Consider the following 23440-nt stretch of genomic DNA (forward strand, 5'->3'; position numbering starts at 1 on the left):
AAGGGTTCCACGAGCTGAACCAGACAGGCCGGCGTGGCCGATCGAAGTCTCAAAATATCAGATAGTTAGATGATGCGCTCGGTGGTCGGCCGGACCTATTGCTTCGAACCCGGCGCCTTGACGCCGACGAGAGGGCATTGCGGTGCTGCGGGAATCGCGCTGCGAACGGGAGGGTCTGGATAGTATTGGGTATTTTGCTGAACCTGACGCGCCAGCTCCGTACCTCCATGACGTCGAGGATCGTTGAGCAGGCTGCGGTAGGTCCAATGTCCGACGAATGGATCGTCGCTCATGATGCCTCGCTTTTTTGGATCGGGTCTCGATCTCGTTGTTCGCTCGACGCTGATGCATTTGGCGCTGTAACTGTCGGCGGGCTGGACCGCCGGCTCGTAGGGATTGCGCACGATGAAGCCGAGCCTGCACCACTCGGTCACCATCTTGAGGTCACCGACCCCGCCGGCACCGGCGCGACCATCTTGATGCCGAAGATGTCGGCCGCCTCCAGCGCCGCCGCGCCGTTGCCCCAGAACCGCCCGCACCGCCATAGTCGGCAGTGCTGTCGCCCGCGGCTTCATCCAGGATCGCCTTCACCCGCGCATGAGCAACGGTCAGTGCTTCGGTGTCCATTCCAGCCCCCGGGCAAAGCATGACGGAGAAGGCGGCTGTGGATGCCGTCATCTCAACACGCACCTTCGCGCCCGAATGAACGGCGAATATTTTGTCAGGTAGCGTGAGCTATTTCATACAACCGAAATGGACGGAGAGCGCTGCATTCAAATTGTCGAAAACAACCCCATGCACAGTAGCCGATGCGTTTGAAATCAACGGCTTGCGCGTCCTGTATAAGGCCGTTTTGACTCGTCGGGCAAAACAGGGGTAGAATACTATTATTCCGAAATGGTCACTTGCCCTGAAAGCTATGGTTCGCCAAGCGCGTAGCCAGAAGAGTGACGATGAGAGGATTGCGGTCGTGTGACCTCATGACACCGCGATCCTCTCGGCTCCAGCCGAAGCCGCGCCCTCCCTGGTCCGTTCAGCTCCCTTTGGGAGTGGTCCCCGACTGCGACCCGCCAAGGCCGGGATTGATGGCAAGCGACGCTCCGGCGGCGCCGCCGGCTTCATAGGCCGTCATCGAAACCATCCGGCTCGTGCTGCGCTGGGTCCGGAGCTTGAGGTCGAGCTTGTCGAATTCTGCATCGACCACCGAGGTCTTGAGAACCACCAGCCCGCGGCCGGTGGTTTCGTTGACCTGATCGCGACTGGCCTTGATCGCCACCATCCTGCGCGCGATCGACGCCACCATCCCGAGCGCGAAGGAGCCATTGGCCAGATGCCGCTCCTGGTGCCGGAACCTGATGTAGTCGACCGAAGTCTTGAAGCGGCCGAGTTCGGCGCGCACGGCGCCGTCGATCAATTCGGCCAGATAATGCGCGACCTCGATATCCGCGCCGAGACCGAAGAACACATAGCAGCTCTCGCCGGCCGCGTTCTTCTCGCGCCAGACCCGGCAATCGCAGAAATGAGCGATCGCGCCGATACAGTCGTCCAGGGGAATTCGCTTCTTGCGATGGGTCTCAAAGACCCTCCGCTCGCACGGCGACGCGCGCAGCTCGACGTCGGAGAGCGACAAATCGTGGCGATCCAGCAGCTCGGCGACCTTGGCGGCGGCAGACAGCGCCTCGTCCTCGGTGCAGCCATTGGCGATCGTTTTGGCGCGCAACGCCTGAATGCGGGCCTTCAGCTTGTCGAGCGCGGCCGGATTGAACGTCTGATTCACCGATCACCTGCCCGGGAAAGCCTGACCGACAAACCCCGGTCGCATATTCTGGCGGAAGGGGTGGGATTCGAACCCACGGTACCCTTGCGGGCACGCCGGTTTTCAAGACCGGTGCCTTAAACCACTCGGCCACCCTTCCAAACCCGGAATGGCTGTCGCTTAACGTAGTCGAAGGCGCAAGGCAACGCGAAGTTGGCGCGCCCTATCCCAAACACCCGATCTGTCAGGCGAGCGTCAGCGTGTTCCCTTAGCCTGTATTCCGCAGCAATCCCGGACACTGGCGACATCTCCCAGGGCGTCGCCGGTTGCGAGGCCCGGTTTGGAGTTGCCTCCGTTTCCGGGCCTCGCTTTCTGCCCGCAAAAGAAAACGGCGCCCCGTGAGGAGCGCCGCTCGAAACCGTTGTTGCTTGCGTCGGCTCAGTAGCCGCAGGACGCGCAGCCCATCTGCACCGGGGCGTAGTAGGAATAGCCGGGCGAGACCATCTCGACGCGCTGGCGCGTCGCGTATTGCGGCGGGATGCGCTCGTACTGGACGCCGGGCGGCGCGACCATCACGGTCTGCGGCACCATCACGGTGCGGTACTGCGCCGGCGTGCGATGCGCGACGACGGAGCCGGGAGAGACCATCACGGTCTCGTCGACGGTGCGGTATTGCGGCTGCACATATTGCTGCTGGTAGCAGGTCGTGCACGGCGGCGGCGTGTAGCAATTGTAGCAGCCGGCGGAGGCTGCACCCGTCATCGAAATCGCGGCGACGACTGTTGAGAAAACGACAGCGAAAGTACGAGACATTGCGGTGGTGCCCCAGTTTCCCGAAATGGATTTGCGAAGGTCGATCGCAGTATACGCCGCAAAATCCTGAGCTGCCGAAGTTCGTCGGGGCATCCTTAATGCGAACGGCCGGCTCTCGCCGGCCGTTCAGAACTTGTTGACCATGCACACGAGCGCGAACGGTGCAGTGCCTAGTTCGTGCGCCGCTTCACCTCGCGCACCGCACCGCGCGCGGCGCTGGTGGTGAGCGCAGCGTAGGCCTGCAGCGCGGTCGAGACGTTGCGCTTGCGCGCAGCGGGCTGCCAGGCGGCATCGCCCTTCGCCTCCTCCGCGGCGCGGCGGCTGGCCAGTTCCTCGTCGGAAACCTCCAGGCTGATGCTGCGGTTCGGAATGTCGATGGCGATGCGGTCGCCGGTGCGGACGAGACCGATATTGCCGCCTTCGGCCGCTTCCGGCGACAGGTGGCCGATCGACAGGCCGGACGAGCCACCGGAGAAGCGTCCGTCGGTGACGAGCGCGCAGGCTTTGCCGAGGCCCATCGATTTCAGATAGCTGGTCGGATACAGCATCTCCTGCATGCCGGGGCCGCCGCGCGGGCCTTCATAGATGATGACCACGATCTCGCCGGCGACGACCTTGCCGCCCAGGATGCCTTCGACGGCTGCGTCCTGGCTCTCGAACACACGCGCGGGACCGGAGAATTTCAGGATCGAGGCGTCGACGCCGGCAGTCTTCACGATGCAGCCGTCCTGCGCGAGGTTGCCGTAGAGCACGGCGAGACCGCCGTCCTTGCTGAAGGCATGCTCGAGATCGCGCACGACGCCCTTCTCGCGGTCGGCATCGAGCTCGTCGTAGCGGCGCTCCTGGCTGAAGGCGACCTGGGTCGGGATGCCGCCGGGCGAAGCGCGATAGAAGGTGCGGACGGACTCGCTCTTCGAGCGCTTGATGTCCCAGCGCTCCAGCGCATCGTTCATGGTCGGCGCGTGCACCGTCGAGACCGAGGTGTCGATCAGCCCGGCGCGGTCGAGCTCGCCCAGAATGCCCATGATGCCGCCGGCACGGTGCACGTCCTCGACATGCACGTCGGCGACCGACGGCGCGACCTTGCAGAGCACCGGCACGCGGCGCGACAGGCGATCGATGTCCTGCATGGTGAACTTGACCTCGCCTTCGTGGGCGGCGGCCAAAAGATGCAGCACGGTGTTGGTCGAGCCGCCCATCGCGATGTCGAGCGTCATGGCGTTCTCGAACGCCTTGAAGTTGGCGACGTTGCGCGGCAGCACCGAGTCATCGTCCTGCTCGTAATAGCGGCGGACGAGATCGACGATGGTGTGGCCGGCCTCGACGAACAGGCGCTTGCGGTCGGCATGGGTCGCGACCACTGTGCCGTTACCGGGCAGCGCGAGTCCGAGCGCCTCGGTCAGGCAGTTCATCGAGTTCGCCGTGAACATGCCCGAGCAGGAGCCGCAGGTCGGGCACGCCGAGCGCTCGATCACCTTGACGTCCTCGTCGCTGACCTTGGAGTCGGCCGCGGCCACCATGGCGTCGATGAGGTCGACCGCCTTGGTCTTGCCGGCGAGCTTGACCTTGCCGGCCTCCATCGGGCCGCCCGAGACGAACACGGCGGGGATGTTGAGCCGCAGCGCGGCCATCAGCATGCCGGGCGTGATCTTGTCGCAGTTGGAGATGCAGACGAGGCCGTCGGCGCAATGGGCGTTGGCCATGTACTCGACGCTGTCGGCGATCAGCTCGCGCGACGGCAGGCTGTAGAGCATGCCGTCATGGCCCATGGCGATGCCGTCGTCGACCGCGATGGTGTTGAATTCCTTGGCGACGCCGCCCGCCTGCTCGATCTCCCGCGCCACCAGCTGGCCGAGGTCCTTGAGATGGACGTGGCCGGGCACGAACTGGGTGAAGGAGTTGACGACCGCGATGATCGGCTTGCCGAAATCCGCATCCTTCATGCCCGTCGCGCGCCAGAGGCCGCGGGCGCCCGCCATGTTACGGCCGTGGGTGGTGGTGCGGGAGCGATAGGCTGGCATGGCGGTTTCCGTCCTCGGTTTGGCTGGCCGGGCGGGAAAATATCGAAGCCGCCTCAAGCCTTTCCGGCCGGATAGCGCACGGGGTGGGCGCGCGCAACGGGAACTTGCCCCTGATAGCCCCGGATCGGCCTTGCGCAGGCCTCCCCTGCTCCCGGCGCGGACTATTCAGGGTCGCGCCAGCGCCGGACGGACCCTGGAGCTAGCGCTTCGGCTTGGGCAGCACAATTCTCCCCTGGGAGGCAATGCCGCCCCACTTGGCGGACCACCCGACCTCCGAGGCCGCGGATTGCTCGATGTCAGCCTGACCTCGGGCCCCCTGCAGTGCAAACAGCGCGCCCTGGGGATCGACACATCGTGCAATCCAGCAGCCATCTGGCAATTCGATCGGACCCTGGAGGATACGGCCTCCACCAGCAGTCACATGCCTCGCCGCAGCGCCGATGTCGTCGACATTGAAGTAATGCAGCCAGCATGGCTGCGCGACGGCCGGAAGCTTCGTCAGCATGCCGCCGACCGTTTGCCCACCCGCCGAAAACAATTGATACCAGTCCGTTGGATCGGTTTGAGCGTCGGCCTTCTGCCAACCAAATAGTTCTCCGTAGAAATCGAAGATCGCTGTTCGGTCGGCGGCCAGCAGCTCATGCCAGCCTACGCGCCCCGGCTCGTCCAGCCGACCCGGTTTCCCCCGGCCATAGGTCGGTTCTTGGATCAGTCCGAACGTCGCTTCCTGCGGATCTGCAACGACTGCTATTCGGCCAATATTGGTGTCCGTCGGCGGCACAAAGATCGTGCCTCCAAGACGCTGGATCTGCGCGGTGGTGGCGTCCAGGTCGTCGACGGCGACGTATCCCATCCATCTCGGCGTCGCCCCCAATCTCCGCCCCTCTTCCGGGATCTCCATAAGTCCGCCCAGCGGAGCCCCGCCGCTGCGCAGCACCGTGTAAGGCAGCTCCGGGGTCGATTCCTCCTTCACGTCCCAACCGACGGCCTTGCGATAAAATGCGCCCGCCGCCGCGACATCCGTGGTCAGGAGTTCATACCAAGCGAAAAGCCCTGATTGATCTGCCACGCCGATCTCTCCGTTCAAGATGCGATGCTCTTGCGGCACTGCACCAAACAGCATGCGCACCAAGAGCGTGGATCGTTGATGCGCTGTGTCAACCGGTCGCGCCGGTTGCCGTTCATGAAGATGAATACATCCTGAACGTGCGGCCCCGCGCTTTCGTGCGCGTCATTGTTGCTCGCGTGATTTCCTGAGCGTAGACTTACCGTGGCTGGGATGCTTCTTGCAATGCTCGGAGGTTCGACCATGCGGCAGGCGAAGAAGACTTCTAAAGGGAAGAAGCGCGTAACCAAAGTCGCCGTGCCGGCGTTCGGAGCCGCAGGGTTGACGTTCTCGCTGGCGGGGGGCGCATCGGCCTCCGCAGTGCCGACACCCGACACACAACAATTGCAGCACCTTGGACCGGGTCAGGCTATCACGCTCGATGAAGAGGAAATGGCTGACGTCAGCCTCGCCACCTTCCATCTCTTCGACAAGGAAAATGCCGGCAGCCGTGTGCAGCTGGCATGGCGCGGATGCGGCGGTTGCCGCGGCTGCAGAGGCTGCCGGGCTTGCCGGGCCTGCCGATGTGGCGTCGGTTGCCGATGTGCAGGTTGTGCTGTCGGCTGTGGCGTTGGCTGCGGCGTTGGTGTCGTGGGATGCGCCGTATCATGCGCGGGTTGCTGCGCATCGTGGGGCCGCTGCCGCCTGTGCTAGGCCTCGGCGCGCTCCGAATGGCGTGTCCACAAGCCGGTACATCATTGGCCGGCCCTGAGACAGGGGCCGGCCAAATGCTTGCTTTCGCTACGGCGCCTGCATCGATGGCGGGCGAATTGTTTCAACACTCCGGGAAATATCAGCGCGCGGGTACGACGATCCGTCTTGCGCCGGCGATTTGACGTAACGGCAACAGGATCAGCGTGCTGACTCAATGAATGCCAATAGCAAGACCCGCGTTGCGCGGAAGACCCACAAAGAACTCCTCCGATTTGCACCGAACTTCACCGCCTACGTCCTGCCTCCCGATGCGGTTTGCCTCTATTCCGAGGATCGCAAGTTCTTCCTGCACGGCGAACTCTATTGTGCCTTGGCCACCGCGCTCGGAAAACATGGCGAGGCCAGGCCGGAGATCATTCGGCAGCTTTCGAAGCGCTTCCCGGCCGCCAAGATCGAGGAGGCGATCAAGCGGCTCCTCGATCGCCGATATGTCATTGCGCGGACCTCGCCAGCATTCGACGAGGCCGTCGGCGGTTTTTGGGCAAGCCTCGGCCTGTCTCTGGAAGTCGCGGAGCAAAATCTTCGCAGTTGCTCCGTGCGAGTCGAGTCGATTGACGTCAAAGGCGCCAAGGAGCTGACCGCGGCCCTGGGTAAGCTCGGCGTTCAAATCGCCAAGCGCTCGCCAAAGCTCACGATCACGCTCGCGAACGACTATCTCGACCAGCGCCTTGCTGAATTGAACCAGGATCGCGTGGCCGGCAAGACACCCTGGTTGCTGGTACAGCCATCCGGCCCGTTTCCGCTGGTCGGGCCCGTGTTCAAACCGGGCGAGAGCGCCTGCTGGACCTGCCTGTTCGATCGCATGATCCGCAACCGCGAGATCAAGGGGTTTCTCGACCGGGGACCGGCGCATGCGGTTGCGATATCACCGCTCGTCAGAGAAGGCGTCGGCCAGACCGGAATCCATTTTGCGGCCGTCGAAATCGCCAAGGCAATTGCATCGGATTTTCGCACCGATCTGTGCGATCACATTGCCAGTTTCGACCTGACCGGCGCCGCCATCGCCAAGCACTACGTGATGCGACGTCCACAATGCCCGACCTGCGGCAGCAAGAAGCTGAACAACCCGCGCCGATCTCCGGCCCCGGTCGAGATTGCAGAGGGCAAGAGGCTCGTCATGACCAGCGGTGGATATCGCACCGTGACGTCGCGGTCGACGGTGTCGCGCTTCCGCAAGCATGTGAGCCCCCTGACAGGGGTGGTGACCAGGCTCGAACGAATCGACGTCGATCTGCCGATGAACACCAACTACTTCGCCCAGCATAATTTCTCCGCGCCGGCCCACAGCATCGACCAGCTCAGGTCCGGATTGAGCGGTGGCAGTTTTGGCAAGGGCTCGACCGCCGAGCAGGGCGAAGCCAGCGCGCTGATGGAATCGATCGAACGCTATTCGGGCATTTTCCAGGGCGATGAGATCAGGACGACGCGCAGCTTTGCCGACTTCGCGCCCGGCGACGCCCTTCTGCCCAACGACGTGCAGCTGTTCAGCGAAACGCAGTTCAAGAACAGGTTTCTCCAGCAGCCGGACGATCCCCACCCGGTTCCCGAGCCGTTCGATCCCTCGGCGAGGACCGAGTGGTCGCCGGTCACATCGTTGCGCGACAAGCGCTTCAAATATCTGCCGACCGGCCTCCTGTACTTCTTCTATGGCGGATTTCATACGGATTCCAACGGCTGCGCGGCCGGCAACACCCGCGACGAAGCGATTGTCCAGGGCTTCCTGGAGCTGATCGAGCGCGATGCCTACGCGATCTGGTGGTACAACCGGGTGCAGCGCGCCGAGGTCGACCTCGAGCAGTTTGACGATTTCTATGTCCGGGATCTCCAGGCTCAATTTGCGGAAGCCGGTCGCAAGCTGTGGGTGCTCGATGTCACCACCGATCTCGGCATTCCGACCTACGTGGCAATCATGCACTGGATGCAGAATGGGGACGAGCATATCGAGTTCGGCTCCGGCGCGCATTTCGACCGCCGCATAGCCCTGCTGCGCGCTCTCACCGAGCTGACCCAATTCATGTCCGTCAGCATGATGAGCGGTGCGACCAGCGAGAAGCCGACCCTCGATGGTGTCACACCGCTGCGCCTGGAAGACTATCCGTTCCTGAGACCGAGCGATCGCCCGGTCGTCCCCCCAGCGCCGAGCCTCAAGCTTCACGACAATACGCGTGACCAGGTCATTGCCTGCGTCGAGATCGCCGCCCGTGCGGGCTACGATTTCCTCGTCCTCGACCAGACACGTCCCGACGTCGAGGTTCCGGTCGTCAGAGTGCTCGTTCCCGGCTTGCGTCACTTTTATCGCCGCTTTGCACCGGGCCGTCTTTACGATGTGCCGGTGAAGCTCGGATTGCTGGACGCGCCGCGACTGGAAGGCGATCTGACTTCATTCCTTCCACACACCTGAGGGGCTACTCTTTCGTGCGTGCTCCCAGGAAAAAGCCGACCAGGAAGATCGCGCCGGATATTGCTGCCCGATTGAGCCATCGCTTCTCCCTCCAGATGCAGCCGGACGGAAACATCGCCGCCACTTTTGGCGACTATTCCGTCAACCTCGGACAATTCAGCGCGGCCGCGATGGACCGCGCGCGACATCTCGGCACCGGTCTTCCGATCGCTTCGTTTGCAGGCAAGAGCATCCTCGCCAGGGAAATCGACGCTCTGGTGCATCGCCTGGCCCGGCAGGGGCTTCTGGAATACCGCCTCTCCTCCCCGCGCGACGAGCGCGACCTCATGGTCATCGAGCCTCAAGTCCCCGACTACTGGCCGCGACGCGCGAAGCTGGGCAGCCGTGATACCGTCGTGTTGTCGCGCTTTGCCTATCTGCGCCGGCGCGGCAATGAGATGGTGCTGGAATCGCCACGCGCCGGCGCGCTGTTCCGGATTGGCGATCCCGCCATCGCCGCCACCCTTGCTGCGCTGTCACAGCCTCAGCAGATCGGCAAGCTTGACCGGAAGGCACTCTCCTCCAACCTCCTTCTGCTCGAGCTGTTGCTGGAAAGCGGTGTTCTGCTCAAGCTCGATGCGAAAGGCGGCGACGGCCTGCGAGTAGATGAAGGCGACGGCAATCTCGTTCTCTGGGATTTCCACGATCTGGTCTTTCACACGCGGAGCACGGAGGGCCGGCAAGCCAATCCGGTCGGCGCCGCTTTCAGCTATGCGAGCGTCGTTCCGCCGCTGCCCGCGGTGCGTCCGCCCTGGCCAGGCAGCAAGATCGACCTGCGCACATTCTCCTCCTCGGAGCCGAACTCTCTCTTCCCGAAGCTGTTGCACGAACGCCATTCAACACGGGATTTCGACGACAAGCATCCAGTCACGCTCCACGAACTCGCGCAATTTCTCGACACCACCGCGCGCGTTGTGTCCGAATGGAAGAGCGAGCCGTATTTTGACGGCGGTCCGGAGGTCACCTACAGCACGAGGCCTTATCCGTCTGCGGGCAGCGCGTACGAGCTGGAATTGTACCTGGCGGTCTCGAACTGCGACGGGCTCGCGCGCGGACTTTACCACTACGACGCAGGGGGGCACGCGCTGGTCGCGATCGGCGCCTCCGCCCAACAGCTCCAGGCGCTCTCGGTGGCAGCTCAGTTTGCCATGGACGCGCCTGGTGAGCCGCAAATCCTGATCACGATCGCGGCGCGCTTTGGGCGGGTCTCCTGGAAATACAGCTCAATTGCATATGCGCTGATCCTGAAGAATGTCGGCAGCCTGATTCAGACGTTTTATCTGGCAGCGACCGATATGGGCCTTGGTGGCTGCGCCATCGGGACCACCGACATCGATCTGTTCGCGAAGATGACGGAGTTGGAATTACATATCGAGGGCCCGGTAGGTCAATTCGCGCTCGGGCGCGGCAGGAAGCCGGATGTCCAAGGCTAGAATCGGCATCCGACGGCAAATTGGCGCACGCATCGAGTCCGTCGCGCTATTGCAGCGTCGGATCGAGCCGGTCGCGCAGCCAGTCGCCGATCACGGAGACAGCGAGCGTAGTCACCACGATGGTGGTGGCCGGCGCCAGCATGATCCAGGGTGCCCGAGTCAGATACTCGCGGCCATAGCCCACCATGTTGCCGAGGCTGGTCATCGGGGGCTGCACGCCGAGGCCGAGGAAGGACAGGCCCGACTCCATCAGGATCACCTCGGGGAAGACCAGCGTCGTCGAGACGATCAGGGTCGAGGCGATGTTGGGCAGGATGTGACGCAAGTAGATCCGCGAAGGCGTCGCGCCGAGCTGGCGGACCGCTGCGGCATAGCCTTGTGCATTGGCGGAGATGGCGAGGCCACGCGCGATGCGGGCATAGCGCTCCCAGCCGAACAGTCCCATCAGGCCGATCAGCAGCGGCAGCGAATTGCCGAAGAAGGCGAGCACCGCGAGCGCCATGATCAGGAACGGCATGCTGGCCTGAAAGTCCGTCAGCATCAGCACGAGCTGCTCGACGGCGCCGCGGAAATGTGCCGCGAGGAAACCGAGCGTGGTGCCGACGATGGCGGAGATCGCCGTCGCGCCGAACGCGATCAAGAGCGAGATGCGGATGGAGACCAGAAGCCGCGACAGCACGTCGCGGCCGAGCTCGTCGGTCCCGAGCCAGTGCGCGACATTGCCGGGCGCAGAAAGCCGGTTGCGCAGGTCGAGCTGGGTGTAGCCGTAGGGCGCGATCTTTTCGGCGAACGCCGCGATCACCAGCATCGCGACGATCCAGCCGATCGCCAGTGCGACCGAGATCGGAATCGCCGGAAGGCTGATCCGGCGGCGGACGGCAGCGTCCTTCAGCGTCGCGTCGGTCATGCATGGGCTCCCTTCGCGCGCAGGCGCGGATCGAGGAAGCCGTAGAGGAAGTCGACGATGAGGTTCGACGTGACCATGGTCATCGCGACCAGCAGCAGGATGCATTGCACCACGGCGAGGTCGCGGTTGGCGACGGCAACGACCAGCAGGCGCCCTACTCCCGGCCAAGCGAACACGCTCTCGACCACGACCGCGCCCGCGATCAGCGTGCCTACCATGAAGCCCAGGATGGTGACGGTCGGGATCGCCGCGTTCGGCAGAGCATGCGAGGTCACAACTTTCCGCCACGGCACGCCTTTGGCGGAAGCCGTGCGGATATAGGGCTGGCCCAGCACCTCCAGCATCGCACTGCGGGTGAAGCGCGCCAGCACCGCGGCGCCGCCAAGGCTCAGCGTTGCGATCGGCAGGATGGCGTGACGCCAGCTGTCCTGCCCGCCCGACGGCAGCCAGCCGAGCTGCACGGCGAAGACGAGCACGAGCAGCAGCGCAAGCACAAAACTCGGCACGGTGAAGCCGGCAACCGCCGTCATCATCACAGCGCGATCAATCCCGGAGCCCCGATGCAACGCCGCGTAAATGCCGGCGGGAATGCCAAGCGCGACCTTGAAGGCGAACGCCGGCAGCGTCAGCGCCAGCGTCGCCGGAATCCGCTCCAGCACGAGCTCGATCGCAGGCCGCCCGTCGCGCATGGAGCGGCCGAGCTCGCCCTTGGCGATGGCGCCGAAGTAGTCGAGGTACTGGAACCAGATGGGGTCATCGAGGCCCCACGCCTTGCGGAAGGCGGCGAGAACCTCCGGCGGCGCTTCCGGTCCCAAAATCATCAGCGCGGGATCGCCGGAGAGACGCAGCACCACGAACGCGAAGGTGACGACAAGCACGATCGTCAGCGCCGCGCGTCCGATCCGAATGGCGAAATAGCGTCCCATCACGCCGCGTCCCGGGTTTCGACCTTCGGTCCGGTCACGAGGTGGCAGGCGACCTGCCTGTCGCCGCCGACGGCCGACAGCGCCGGCACCTCGCTCGCGCAGCGCGCGATCGCGCGCGGGCAGCGCGGATGGAAGGCGCAGCCCTTGGGGCGAGCCGCCGGGTTCGGCGGGTCGCCTGCCAGCACGATGCGGCCCGCGCTGCGACGGCCCGGTGCCGGCGAAGCCGAGACCAGCGCCTGCGTATAGGGGTGTTCCGGGCGCGCGAAGAGATCGTCTGCGCTGCCGATCTCAACAATGCGCCCGAGATACATCACGGCGACGACATTGCTGATCTGCCGGACGACGCGCAGATCGTGGCTGATGAACAGCAGCGTGAGCCCAAGCTGCGCCTGGAGATCGCAAAGCAGGTTCACCACCTGCGCCTGGATCGAGACGTCGAGCGCGCTGACCGGCTCGTCGCAGACCAGGAAATCCGGCTTCGTCGCCAGCGCCCGCGCCAGCACGATGCGCTGGCGCTGCCCACCCGAGAGCGCGCCCGGATAACGCGCGCCATGCGCCGGGGTCAGCTCGACCGCCCGCAGCAATTCGCGAACACGGTCCTCGCGTTCGGCGGCCGTGCCGAGACCGTGAATATCCAGGGGCTCGCGGATCTGGGTCGCAACCGGCAACCGCCGATCCAGCGCGCCAAGCGGATCCTGAAAGATCATCTGCATGTGCGCCCGCTGCGCGCGCCACGCAGCCGTCCCCGGCGCGGCCATCGGCTTGCCATCGAACCGCACTTCGCCACGGTCAGGCGTCTCAAGGCCGAGCACGATGCGGCCGGTGGTGGACTTGCCCGAACCGGACTCGCCGACGAGGCCAAGCGTCTCACCTCTGGGAATCGTCAGCGACACGCCGTCGACAGCATGAACGGCCGTGCTGCGGCCGAACATTCCGGAGCGCATGGAGTAGCTGCGCGAGATCGAGGATACCTCGACGAGCGGCGCGCTCATTCGGCGGCGATCCCGAGCAGCGCGCGGCGCGAGGCCTCGGCGCGAATGCAGGCGACAGCGCGGTCGTTCGCGATGGGCGCCAGCGTCGGGGCTGCAAGGCCGCATGGCTCGGCTGCCAGTGCGCAGCGCGGTGCGAAGGCGCAGCCACTGGGCATGTGCGCGGGATCGGGAACCGTGCCGGGAATGGCCGTGAGGCGTCGGCGCGGTCCATCGAGCGGCGGCAGCGCGCCGATCAGACCTTGCGCATAGGGATGCACGGGATCGGCGAAGAGCTGGTTGCTAGGTGCCTGCTCGACGATGCGGCCGGCATACATCACCGCGACGCGGTCGCAATTCTCGGCGACGACGCCGAGATCGTGGCTGATCAGGACCATCGCCATGCTCATCTCGCGGCGAATGGTGGAGAGCAGCTCCAGAATCTGCGCCTGGATGGTGGCGTCGAGCGCAGTGGTCGGCTCGTCCGCGATCAGCAGATCGGGATTTCCGGCGAGCGCCATCGCGATCATGATGCGCTGGACCTGGCCGCCCGAGAATTCGTGCGGATAGGCTGACAACCGCCGCGCCGCATCGGGAATACCGACGAGATCGAGCAGCCGCCGCGCTTCGGCCTTCACCGCCCCGCCCGATAGACCGCGATGCAACGCCAAGGCCTCGCAGAGCTGCCTGCGAATGGTGAGCACCGGATTGAGCGCGCTCGCGGGGTCCTGAAAAATCATGGCGACCCGCCCGCCCCGCACCTGGTCGAGCTCGGCGGCCGGCGCGCCGAGAATTTCACGGCCGTCAAGTCGAACCGAGCCCGACACGCGGGCGTGCCGCGGCAAGAGGCCGAGCGCGGCGAGCCACGTCACCGACTTGCCGGAGCCGGATTCGCCGACGAGGCCGACGGCCTCGCCCTTCTGCAAGATGAGATCGACACCGCGCAGGACAGGTACGCCGTTGAAGGCGACGCTGAGGCCCTGGATGTCGACCAGCGGCGTGACCATTTACGCCTCGAAATTGCCAGCGCGGAAATCCATCGCGAACGCCGGCGACGCCTTCCACTTGATCGATTTCGGCTTGGCCGTGAAGGTCGCGTTCTGGTGCAGCACCGTGTAAGCGGGATCCTCGCGCTCGGCGATCTCCAGCATGCGGTGGAACGCCTTCTTGCGAGCAGCGCGGTCGGTCGAGGTCTCCAGGAACTCGGAGAGCTTGTTCAGCTCAGCATTGGTCCATTCACCGATCTGCTGCTGCTGGCCGTTCGGGCCGTGCTGGGCGACCAGCGACGACACGGGATCATTGAAGGCGGCCGAGTTCGACCAGTCGCGCACCGCGCGGGTCGGCGCACGCTCCATGATCTGCGACCAGTTCTCCTTGGTCTCGATCTGGACGTTGAGGCCGACCGACTTCCACATCTCGACCAGCACCTGCGCGGTCGCGACCTGGTTGGTGTAGTAGTTGTTGAGCAGGCGATAGGGAATCGGATCGCCCTTGTAGTTGGCCTGCTTCAACAGATCCTGCGCGAGCTTCGGGTCGTAGGCCGGCACGCTCCAGTCGGCGTTGAACATGTCGCCATAGAATTCCCACTGAAGGCCTTTCGGCACCCGGGTACGGCCGGCCCACAGGCTGTCGACAATCGCCTGGCGGTCGATCGAATGGGTGAAGGCGCGCCGCACCAGCGGGTTGGCGAGCACGGCGTGGTTCTTGTCGAACACGGTCAGGCGATGGTTGAGGATGGTGCCACCCTGCACTTCGAACGCGGAGTTCTTCTCGATGCCGGCGATCTGGTCCGGCGGGATGTCGCAGGCGAACTGGTACTCGCCCGACAGGAGGCCGTTGATGCGGCTCGCGACCTCGGGCACTTCGAGGAAACGGATGCGCTTGAGCGGCGGACGGCCGCCCCAATATTCGTCATGCGCTTCGAGCGTCAGCGACACGTCGGGCTTGAGCTCGACGACCTTGTACGGGCCGGTCGTCACAGGCTTGCGCGCCCAGTCGAGATAGCTCGCGGATTGTTCCCAGGCGCGGCGGTTCATGATGTCGGAGCCGTAGCGCGACAGCCGGCCCTCGATCGTGACGTCGGGCGTCGCGTTGTAGAAGCGCACCGTGTACTTGTCGACGGCATCGACACGCACGAGGTCCGGCCAGATGCGGCGGGCAACTGCCGGCACGTCCGGCGGCAGTTCCTTGCCCGGACGCGGCGTCGGGATCTTCTCGAAAGCCTGGATGGTCGAGCGGCTCTTGGCCTCGGTCTCGCCGAACATGCGCTCGCGGCTGAAGGTGAAGACGACGTCCTCCGCCGTGAGCTCGTCGCCATTGTGGAACTTGACGCCCTGACGCAGCTTCACCTCGACGGTCTGGTCGTCGATGCGGCGCCATTCGGTGGCCAGGCCCGGTACGGCCTCGAGGCTGCCGCGCCAGTTCTTCGAGATCAGTCCCTCCCAGATCGAGGAGAAGAACACGCGCTCGCCGACGTTGGATTGCTCGCGCAGCACGTCGAGCACGTTCGAATTCGTCACCTTTTGCACGGCGATCGTCACCGACGGTCGGTTGTCGGCCTGCCCGATCGCAAAGCGCGGCAGGAGAAGTGTGCCCGCGGCAGCGCCGCCAGACTTCAGGATGGTGCGACGGGTGAATTTGCTCATGACAATAGGCCCTGCCCTTGGTGAGGTCGGTTATTCAGCGAGACCGAGCGCGGCGAGATGGGCTGCGCCGGCGCGAACGTCGTCGTGATTGCGCAGTTCCAGGATCAGCCGCGGGTTGGACGTCAGCCGACCCAGTGCGCGGAACACCGCCACCCAGGGGATGTTGCCCTCACCCGGCGCCCAGTGCCGGTCGGCAAAGCCGTCGGTGTCCTGGAGGTGCACATGCGTCAGCGTGTCACCGGCGGTCTCGACGTAATAGTCGACCGGCGGCGCGCCCGTGGAGATGTGGGCGTAGTTGGCGTGCCCGGTGTCGAGGGAGACGCGGACTTTGCTGCTCTCGAGCGCCCTGGCGAGGCGCACGCGGTCGCGCGGATCCTTGTCCTCGATGTTCTCGATGACGATCTCGCAGCCGATGTTTTCAGCGCGCGCGATCACCTCGGCCAGCGTCGCCTTGACGCGTTCGACGATATTGACGCGGTTATCGGGATAGAGATCGAGGTTGTTATGGTCCCAGGTCGTGAACGGCGAATGGATCACCATCTGCGTCGCACCGAGGAACTCCGCGGCGTCGAGGCCCTGAAGCAGGCGCTTCGTCACCGCCTGGCGGATCATGGGATCGTGGCTGTCGATCTTGAAGCCCCAGAACGGGCCGTGGATGCCGAGACGGCCGGTATGGCCGCAGAGCATCTGTTTGATTTCGCTCGCCGTGCTGCGCCAGTCGCTATCGAGCAGATCCGCGCGGAAGAAATCCTGGATCTCGAGATCGCGCTGCCGTTCCAGAAGCCAGTCGCGGTGGGCGGGGATCGATTTGATGGACAATGCTGCGCCCAGCACCGGCTTCGACATGGCTTGCTCCTTGACCGTCAGCGATGACGGGAGCAGCGCTAGACCAGTTCAATGACAGGCCCGTGAAATACTGGGGCAGCGGCGATGCGCAGATGTGGACATCGCCCCGATCGCCTGCATCGAATTCAGGCAGCAGCAATCGAAGCGGATGCGGACGAATGCACCAGCGTGCAGCATCACGCGCGTTCGTGTCCGTAGTGATCCGGAATGGAATCCTAACCATACTTCGCGTACATCGCGCACATCGATCGGCGGCCTTCCAAGGGCATCACCCTCTGATCGCGCACCACGGGGTTGGGGGACCACATGGGGCGGGGGGATCAAAGGCTGGGGCAAGGTGACGAGGTCCGGACTCCTAGGCACTCCGGACCTCGAAACTTTTCTGGATTGAACGCAACGTCGCGCCGCCGGCTCCATGAGCCGCGCGGCGCGAAGTCGTTTTGAGGCGCCGTGTCTGCCCTCGTCTTGCCGATCAGTTCGGCACGTTCCGCTCGAGATCCTCAAGCCATGCCGCCGCACTTGAATCCGACGGCGCGCGCCAGTCGCCACGCGGCGATAACGAGCCGCCGGCCGAAACCTTCGGGCCGTTCGGCATCGCCGAGCGCTTGAACTGGCTGAACGCGAAGAAGCGGCGCAGGAACACCTCCAGCCAGCGACGGATCTCCTTGAGATCGTAGGCCTTGCGCCGGTCGTTCGGGAACGCCGGCGGCCATTCGCCCTTGGCGACGTCCTTCCAGGCTTGCAACGCCATGAAAGCAATCTTGGACGGCCGCATGCCGAACCGCAGCGTGTAGAACAGGTTGAAATCCTGCAGTTCGTAGGGGCCGACGGAAGCTTCCGTGCTCTGCGGCTTCTCACCCGGTTTGACGGGAACCAGCTCGGGCGAGATTTCGGCCGACAGGATCGAGGCCAGCGTCAGGTTGACGTCGTCGCTGAACTGTTTTGAAGCGATCACCCAGCGGATCAGATGCTGGATCAGCGTCTTCGGCACGCCGGCGTTGACATTATAATGCGCCATCTGGTCGCCGACGCCGTAGGTGCACCAGCCGAGTGCGAGCTCCGAGAGATCGCCGGTGCCGATGACGATGCCGCCGTGATGGTTGGCGAGCCGGAACAGATAGTCCGTGCGCAGGCCGGCCTGCACATTCTCGAAGGTGATGTCGTAGACCTTCTCGCCCTTGCCGAAGGGATGGCCGATGTCCTTCAGCATTTGCGTGGCGGTGGTGCGGATGTCGAGCTCCTGCCAAGTCGTCCGCAACGCCTTCATCAGCGCGAGTGCGTTGGTCTTGCTCTCGCTACCGGTGGCAAAGCCCGGCATGGTGTAGGCGAGGATGTTTTCGCGGGGCAAGCCGAGCAGGTCGACGGCCTTGGCGGCAACGATCAGGGCGTGGGTGGAATCGAGACCGCCCGAGACGCCGATCACCACGCGCTTGGTTCCGGTCGCGCGCATGCGCTGCACGAGGCCGGCGACCTGGATGTTGTAGGCCTCGTAGCAATCCTGCTCGAGCAGGGTCTCGTCGCTCGGCACGAACGGGAAGCGCTCGATCTTGCGCAGGAAGCCGATGTCGGCGGCCGGCGGCTTCAGAGCGAAGGTGATCTTCCGGAAAAAGCCTTCGCGTTGCCGGCGATTATCGTCGAACGTGCCCATCAGCGCGCGTTCCTGCCTGAGCAGGTCGAGATCGACGTCGGCATAGGTGATCTGGCCACCCTGGCGGAACCGCTCGCCCTCGGCCAGCAGCACGCCGTTCTCATAGATCGAGGTCTGGCCGTCCCAGGCCAGATCCGTGGTCGATTCCCCTGCCCCGGCGGCGGAATAGACATAGGCCGCAAGGCAGCGCGCCGACGTCGACTGGCAGAGCAGCGCGCGCGAACGCGCCCGGCCGATCGTGATCGGGCTGCCCGAGAGGTTGATCAACACGCTCGCGCCGGCGAGCGCAAGCTCGGAGGCCGGCGTCACCGGGATCCACATGTCCTCGCAGATCTCGACGCCGACGGTCAGGCCGGGCACGTCCTCGGCTGCGAACAGGAGATCAACGCCGAACGGTGCGTGCAGCCCGCCAAAGGCGATCGTCTCTCCGGCAATGCCGGCGCCGGAGGCGAAATGCCGCCCCTCGTAGAATTCGCGATAGGTCGGCAGGTAACTCTTGGGCACGACACCAAGGACGTTGCCGCGATGGATGACGACGGCGCAATTGTAGATGCGATTGCCGAAGCGCAGTGGCGCGCCGACGATCAGGACGGTCATCAGCGCCGTGGAGGCGTCAACGATGGCAACGAGTCCGCGCTCAACCGCATCGAGCAGCGGGTCCTGCTTCACCAGATCTTCGATCGCATAGCCGGACAGGCACAGCTCGGGAAACACGGCGACCGCCACCGACCGCTCGTGGCAGGCATTCGCGGCCGCCAGGATTGCCTTCGCATTGGCAGTTGGATCGGCCACATGGGACGTGGTGACACAGGCCGCCACCCGCGCAAATCCGTGGGCGTAGATCGAATGGAACGTCATCGAGCGCAGTACCCTTAATCTTGTCGCGGCCGCAGCCATCGGCTCCTGACCATATGTAGCCCATCGGGCCGGCCCGGTGCAGGCCATCCGCCGTCATGCATAACGGATTTGCATGTTCGCCCGGCCCGGCGCCCGGCGAAGTCAGGCACTGCGGGCCAGCACGCCGGACAGGTCGCTGCGCAGCCACTCGGCGATCCGGGGCCAGGCATGGGCGTGGGTGCGCAAGCCCATGAACAGGCCGAGATGAGTGCTGGGCTCGGAGGCCGCCGCAATGAAGGCCGGCGGCGTACCGAGCAGACCGGCGGTCGCAAGCGCCTGGCTGGCCGGCACGACATCGTCATCGAGCCCGGCCAGCAGGAAGACCGGCGCCTTGACGTCCTTCAGATCAACCTCGCGGCCGAGCGCCGTGAAGTTGCCATCGGCAATCCGGTTCTCCCGGAAGATCCGGTTGACGATCTCCAGATAATAAGTGCCGGGCAGGTTGAGGGTCTCCGCATTCCAGCGATCGAAACGCGCGAGCAGTGCCGCGCCCTCCTCGTCCGAGAGGTCCTTCTGCAACGCCGCCGCGATATCGTCGCGGGTTGGCGACTTGGACCAGAAGCGCAGCATCTCGTCGCCGCTGACATTGCCGCCGCCGCGCGCGACGAGCTGGTCGTAGACCGCCTCGGGCGCATTGCGAGCGAGCCGGGACAGCTCGGAGTCGATCGAGAGATCGACGGGCGCACCCACCAGCACCAGCCGCCGCACCTTGGCGGGAAAGCGCGCCGCGTAGAGCAGCGACAGCCATCCGCCCTGGCACAGCCCGACGAGATCGACCGGCGCGCCGATCTCGTCGATGGCAACGTTGAGGTCGCCGAGATAGTTGTCGATCGAGAGATAGCGCATGTCGGGCGTGGCCGAGCGCCAGTCGGTGAGATAGATCCGGCCGATGCCGCCATTTTGCAGGGACTGCACCACGCTGTGGCCTGCTGCGAAGTCGGCGATCAGGGCCCGATGCAGCGCATAGGGCGCGCAGACCAGTGCCGGCTGGCCGGATCGCGTCCGCGTGCAATCGCGCAGGCGCATGGTCGCAAGCTCCAAGGCGACCGTGTTGGGCGTCGTCCACGGCAGAGTGCTCTCGTCCTGTTCCGGCGGACCACGCTCCAGCCACCAGAAGCAGGCATCCATCGCGAGCCGCGCCGCCGCAAACGGCCATAGCAGCGTATCATCCTGAGGACGATCCGATCCGCCCGGCGGTTTGCCGCTCTTCTCCACCATGACTAGCTCAAGGTCCTCACAGGAAGGCCTCCAGGCTGACGATTGAAATACCGCGCTCGCGAAAACTCCGATGGGTCGCGGCCACAGAGCCGTCGAGATCGATTCCCCGGCATGCATCCTCGATGACGGCGACCTCAAACCCCGCCTTGCGCGCATCTTCCGCCGAGAAGCGGACGCAGAAGTCGAGCGCCAGGCCTGCGACGAAGACGGTCTTCAGCTCGCGCTCGCGCAAATAGCCGAGCAGGCCCGTCGGCGTCCGGTGGTCGTTCTCGAACAGCGCCGAATAGGAATCGATGCCGCGGCGAAAGCCTTTGCGCACCACGAGGTTTGCCCTGCCGACGTCGAGCTCCCGGTGGAATTCGGCGCCCGAGGTGCCTTGCACGCAGTGCGACGGCCAGAGCACCTGGGTGCCATAGTCGAGCTCGATGGCCTGGAACGGCTGCCTGCCCGCATGGTTCGGCGCGAACGAGACGTGGTCGCGCGGATGCCAGTCCTGGGTCAGCACCACATTGGTGAATTTTTGGGCGATCCGGTTGACGGCCGGGACAACCTTCTCGCCGCCGGGAACGGCGAGCGCTCCACCCGTGCAAAAATCGTTCTGCACGTCGATCACCAGCAGCACATCGCGGTCGGAAATCTTCATCGCAAGGTCCCGTTCCAGCCGTCCGGCGCGGCGGGCGCCGACCGCTCCAGTCCAATGTCGATCTTCCCGCGCGGCTTCGCAACCACCGACCGATACGGCGGTATCGCGCCATAGTAGCCGGGATGCAACGGTTTGGCGTTGTCCGAGTTGACTAGGCTCACCCAAGGACGGATTCTACAGCACGTTCGCAAATCGCGGACCGGATGGAGCGGAGGAAACGGTTCCCGCGAGCCTGCACGGCGCGGCAGCCACATGGTCATGAGTACCGGCAAGACAGGACAGATTCTTCTCGCCGATATCGGCGGCACCAATGCGCGCTTTGCGCTGAGTCAAAGCGCATCGAACAGTGGCGACCAGGCCGGCCCCATCGACTATGTGAAGGTCGCCGACTTCCCGACCGTCCGGGAAGCCATCGCCGACGTCCTCGCGCGCCAGTCCGGCGACGAGCAGCCCAAAAGAGCCGTGCTGGCCGTCGCAGGTCCGGTGACCAACAACCGCTGCGTCATGACCAACAGCCCGTGGGTCATCGACGGCAACGAGCTCCAGCCGGCCCTCGGCTTCGAGAGCGTGCATGTGCTCAATGATTTCGAGGTGGTGGCCTGGTCCCTGCCCGCCCTGGAACCAGCCGATTTGATCCCGCTCGGGGGCCAGGACGGCCTTCCCGGAGAGCCGCTGCTGGTGGTCGGCCCCGGGACCGGCTTTGGCGTCTCCTGTCTGGTCGAGCGGCACGGCGCCCGGCTGGCGGTCGTCACCGAGGCCGGCCACGCGACTTTGCCGGCCGAGAACGAGCGCGAAGAGCGTGTGATCGCGTGCTTGCGCCGGCGTCTCGGCCATGTCTCCATCGAGCGCGGCGCGCTTTCGGGCTCCGGCCTACAAAGCCTCTACGAGGCGCTGGCGGAGGTCGACGGCGCTCAGGTGCCGCACCGCGACGCCGCCGCCATCACCAAGGCGGCCCTTGAGGGCAGTTGCGAACTCAGCCGTGCGACGCTCGAGATGTTTTGCGCCATCCTCGGCTCGGTCGCAGGCAATCTCGCGGTGACCTTCGGGGCCCGCGGCGGCGTCTACATCGCCGGCGGCATCGTGCCGCGCTTTCCGGAGTTCCTCGCCGCGTCCGCGTTCCGGGCGCGCTTCGAAGCCAAGGGGCGCTTCCAGGATTACTTGCGCAACATCCCGACCAGGCTCGTCACGAAGCCTGACGCAAGCTTCCTCGGCCTGAAGATGTTCGCCGACCACAATCCGGATTGAGGCGCGATCGCCCTCATCACGCGCCGGTTCCAGTAATACACAGATGATTGCAACGTGCCCGCGGTTCCACGCTGGATCGTGCTTGCCCGTTTGTATCCGATAAGAAACAATCCACGGATGTGGCGTAGTTGCGGGGGCGTGACATGCGTAAGCAAGACTTGGGTTTCGACTATCACCGCTATCACCGCCTGCTGACGGAAGCGGACGACGATGACAAGCGGCTGGCCCTGATCGAGCTCCTGATCGAGGAAAAAGCGCGCGACCGACTGGCCGCGCAGCGCGCCTCTGATCGCGCCGCCATGACCGCCCATACCATTGCCACCGTGCTGAAGAACGGCCGCAACTGAGACTTGCGGGACCGTTTGCCGCTCGCGCAAACGCGCAAGCGATTTGCGATTCCGTTAACGATCCCTCGCAAGCTCACGTCAAACTTTTTGCTCTAAGAGTTCCCCCACCTGATGCAATTCAGGGATCAACAAAGGGGGGAATGAACATGAGCATGATTTCGCTCGCCGCGATGCCGGCTGCCGTCGAAGCGCGTTTCGCTGATTCTTCGTTCAAGACCATCTTGCTGTTCTGCTGCATGGGCCTGGTCGCCTCGTTCGGCCTGATGGCGCACGGCATCGACCTCAGCGCCGGGCTGATCTGAGACCGCGCCACATTTCTTTCGCCAAATGGCCGCCCCTTACGGGCGGCCATTTTCGTTGGCGATCTCAATGCGGCGCCTTCTCAGTGAGGCGCCTTCTCAGTGAGGTGCCTTTCTTAGTGAGGCGCCTTGGCGATCGCGTCCGGAAACAGCGTGTCGATCATCGTCTTGAGCTGGTCGAGGGAAATCGGCTTACGCAGGATCGGCCGGCGCCGGAGCAAGGACGGCAGCAGCTCCGGCCCGTAGCCGGTGGCGAACAGAAACGGCTTGCCGCGGCGCTCGATCAGGTCGGCGACGGGATCGACGTAGAGGCCCTTCAGATTGATGTCGAGAATTGCGAAATCGTATTGCGCCGTCATCGCGAAGGCGCTCGCGTCCCGGACATTGTCCGCTTCAGCGACGACATGGTGGCCGAGCTCCTCCACCATGTCGGCGATCATCATCCGGATCAACGCCTCGTCTTCGACCAGGAAAACGGAGAGTCCGTCCGCCATATCAACCCCGCAGTCAGCTAGCGAAGCTAATCATAACCGAATTGCGGAGAGGATTCACGAATTCGTGGCGGGCGC

At 64.6% G+C, this 23440-nt stretch carries 20 protein-coding genes and 1 tRNA gene; 5 read left to right on the top strand and 16 right to left on the bottom strand.

The window, feature by feature from the left end; all coding sequences use genetic code 11:
• Positions 1 to 95: 95 nt before the first annotated feature.
• The 6 genes from NLM25_RS23595 to NLM25_RS23620 all read right to left on the bottom strand — a co-directional run bounded on the left by NLM25_RS23595 (position 96) and on the right by NLM25_RS23620 (position 5713).
• Positions 96 to 575: a hypothetical protein gene (locus NLM25_RS23595; RefSeq protein ID WP_254138588.1), complete on the bottom strand. Its 480-nt coding sequence runs from the start codon at positions 573 to 575 to the stop codon at positions 96 to 98.
• Between the two features lie 458 nt (positions 576 to 1033).
• Entirely contained in the window at positions 1034 to 1777 is a 744-nt protein-coding gene (locus tag NLM25_RS23600; RefSeq protein WP_254138589.1) for a DUF2786 domain-containing protein, read from the bottom strand.
• A 49-nt stretch (positions 1778 to 1826) separates the two neighbouring features.
• Positions 1827 to 1916, bottom strand: a tRNA-Ser gene (locus NLM25_RS23605).
• Between the two features lie 278 nt (positions 1917 to 2194).
• The gene (locus NLM25_RS23610) at positions 2195 to 2518 is read right to left on the bottom strand and encodes a hypothetical protein (protein ID WP_254119523.1); all 324 of its coding nucleotides are present in this window, start codon (positions 2516 to 2518) and stop codon (positions 2195 to 2197) included.
• Between the two features lie 221 nt (positions 2519 to 2739).
• On the bottom strand, positions 2740 to 4590 hold the full coding sequence (gene ilvD, locus NLM25_RS23615) for a dihydroxy-acid dehydratase (protein WP_254138590.1): 1851 nt from the start codon (positions 4588 to 4590) through the stop codon (positions 2740 to 2742).
• 199 nt (positions 4591 to 4789) lie between these two features.
• Positions 4790 to 5713 carry a VOC family protein gene (locus NLM25_RS23620; protein WP_254141247.1) on the bottom strand — a complete coding sequence of 308 codons (924 nt, stop codon included), beginning with the start codon at positions 5711 to 5713 and terminating at the stop codon, positions 4790 to 4792.
• A gap of 850 nt (positions 5714 to 6563) precedes the next feature.
• On the opposite strand from NLM25_RS23620, the gene NLM25_RS23625 reads away from it, so the two are divergent.
• Together NLM25_RS23625 and NLM25_RS23630 are read left to right on the top strand one after the other, a co-directional pair.
• The gene (locus tag NLM25_RS23625; RefSeq protein WP_254138591.1) at positions 6564 to 8810 is read left to right on the top strand and encodes a TOMM precursor leader peptide-binding protein; all 2247 of its coding nucleotides are present in this window, start codon (positions 6564 to 6566) and stop codon (positions 8808 to 8810) included.
• A 95-nt stretch (positions 8811 to 8905) separates the two neighbouring features.
• On the top strand, positions 8906 to 10282 hold the full coding sequence (locus NLM25_RS23630; RefSeq protein ID WP_254141248.1) for a SagB family peptide dehydrogenase: 1377 nt from the start codon (positions 8906 to 8908) through the stop codon (positions 10280 to 10282).
• A 46-nt stretch (positions 10283 to 10328) separates the two neighbouring features.
• Here the strand turns inward: NLM25_RS23630 and NLM25_RS23635 are convergent, their stop codons facing one another.
• The 9 genes from NLM25_RS23635 to pncA form a co-directional block, all read right to left on the bottom strand.
• Complete coding sequence (locus NLM25_RS23635; protein ID WP_254119529.1) at positions 10329 to 11189, bottom strand: ABC transporter permease; 861 nt, start codon at positions 11187 to 11189, stop codon at positions 10329 to 10331.
• Positions 11186 to 12115, bottom strand: coding sequence for an ABC transporter permease (locus tag NLM25_RS23640; RefSeq protein WP_254119531.1), 930 nt, complete (start codon positions 12113 to 12115; stop codon positions 11186 to 11188). The genes NLM25_RS23635 and NLM25_RS23640 overlap by 4 nt, the downstream gene beginning before the upstream one ends.
• A complete protein-coding gene (locus NLM25_RS23645; protein ID WP_254138592.1) occupies positions 12115 to 13107 on the bottom strand; it encodes an ABC transporter ATP-binding protein in 993 nt (330 codons plus the stop codon). The genes NLM25_RS23640 and NLM25_RS23645 overlap by 1 nt, the downstream gene beginning before the upstream one ends.
• A complete protein-coding gene (locus tag NLM25_RS23650) occupies positions 13104 to 14090 on the bottom strand; it encodes an ABC transporter ATP-binding protein (RefSeq protein ID WP_254119535.1) in 987 nt (328 codons plus the stop codon). Before NLM25_RS23650 ends, NLM25_RS23645 begins: the two co-directional genes overlap by 4 nt.
• Positions 14091 to 15728: an ABC transporter substrate-binding protein gene (locus NLM25_RS23655; protein ID WP_254119537.1), complete on the bottom strand. Its 1638-nt coding sequence runs from the start codon at positions 15726 to 15728 to the stop codon at positions 14091 to 14093.
• Positions 15729 to 15758: 30 nt separating this feature from the next.
• Entirely contained in the window at positions 15759 to 16574 is an 816-nt protein-coding gene (locus NLM25_RS23660; RefSeq protein WP_254138593.1) for a sugar phosphate isomerase/epimerase, read from the bottom strand.
• Between the two features lie 472 nt (positions 16575 to 17046).
• Positions 17047 to 19080 (bottom strand): NAD(+) synthase, encoded by a 2034-nt coding sequence (locus tag NLM25_RS23665; RefSeq protein WP_254138594.1) that lies wholly within the window; start codon positions 19078 to 19080, stop codon positions 17047 to 17049.
• A gap of 141 nt (positions 19081 to 19221) precedes the next feature.
• Positions 19222 to 20337, bottom strand: coding sequence for an alpha/beta fold hydrolase (locus tag NLM25_RS23670; protein ID WP_254138595.1), 1116 nt, complete (start codon positions 20335 to 20337; stop codon positions 19222 to 19224).
• 16 nt (positions 20338 to 20353) lie between these two features.
• Positions 20354 to 20980 carry a bifunctional nicotinamidase/pyrazinamidase gene (gene pncA / locus NLM25_RS23675; RefSeq protein WP_254119544.1) on the bottom strand — a complete coding sequence of 209 codons (627 nt, stop codon included), beginning with the start codon at positions 20978 to 20980 and terminating at the stop codon, positions 20354 to 20356.
• Positions 20981 to 21238: 258 nt separating this feature from the next.
• Between pncA and glk the strand changes: the two genes are divergently transcribed.
• The 3 genes from glk (at position 21239) to NLM25_RS23690 (ending at position 22874) form a co-directional block, all read left to right on the top strand.
• Positions 21239 to 22225: a glucokinase gene (gene glk, locus NLM25_RS23680; RefSeq protein ID WP_254138596.1), complete on the top strand. Its 987-nt coding sequence runs from the start codon at positions 21239 to 21241 to the stop codon at positions 22223 to 22225.
• Between the two features lie 143 nt (positions 22226 to 22368).
• Positions 22369 to 22572 (top strand): hypothetical protein, encoded by a 204-nt coding sequence (locus tag NLM25_RS23685; RefSeq protein WP_254119546.1) that lies wholly within the window; start codon positions 22369 to 22371, stop codon positions 22570 to 22572.
• A gap of 146 nt (positions 22573 to 22718) precedes the next feature.
• A complete protein-coding gene (locus NLM25_RS23690) occupies positions 22719 to 22874 on the top strand; it encodes a hypothetical protein (protein ID WP_254138597.1) in 156 nt (51 codons plus the stop codon).
• Between the two features lie 113 nt (positions 22875 to 22987).
• On the opposite strand, the gene NLM25_RS23695 is transcribed toward NLM25_RS23690, so the two are convergent.
• On the bottom strand, positions 22988 to 23365 hold the full coding sequence (locus NLM25_RS23695) for a response regulator (protein ID WP_254119550.1): 378 nt from the start codon (positions 23363 to 23365) through the stop codon (positions 22988 to 22990).
• Positions 23366 to 23440 lie beyond the last annotated feature (75 nt).

This window comes from Bradyrhizobium sp. CCGB01 (assembly GCF_024199795.1).
Taxonomy (GTDB): Bacteria; Pseudomonadota; Alphaproteobacteria; order Rhizobiales; family Xanthobacteraceae; genus Bradyrhizobium.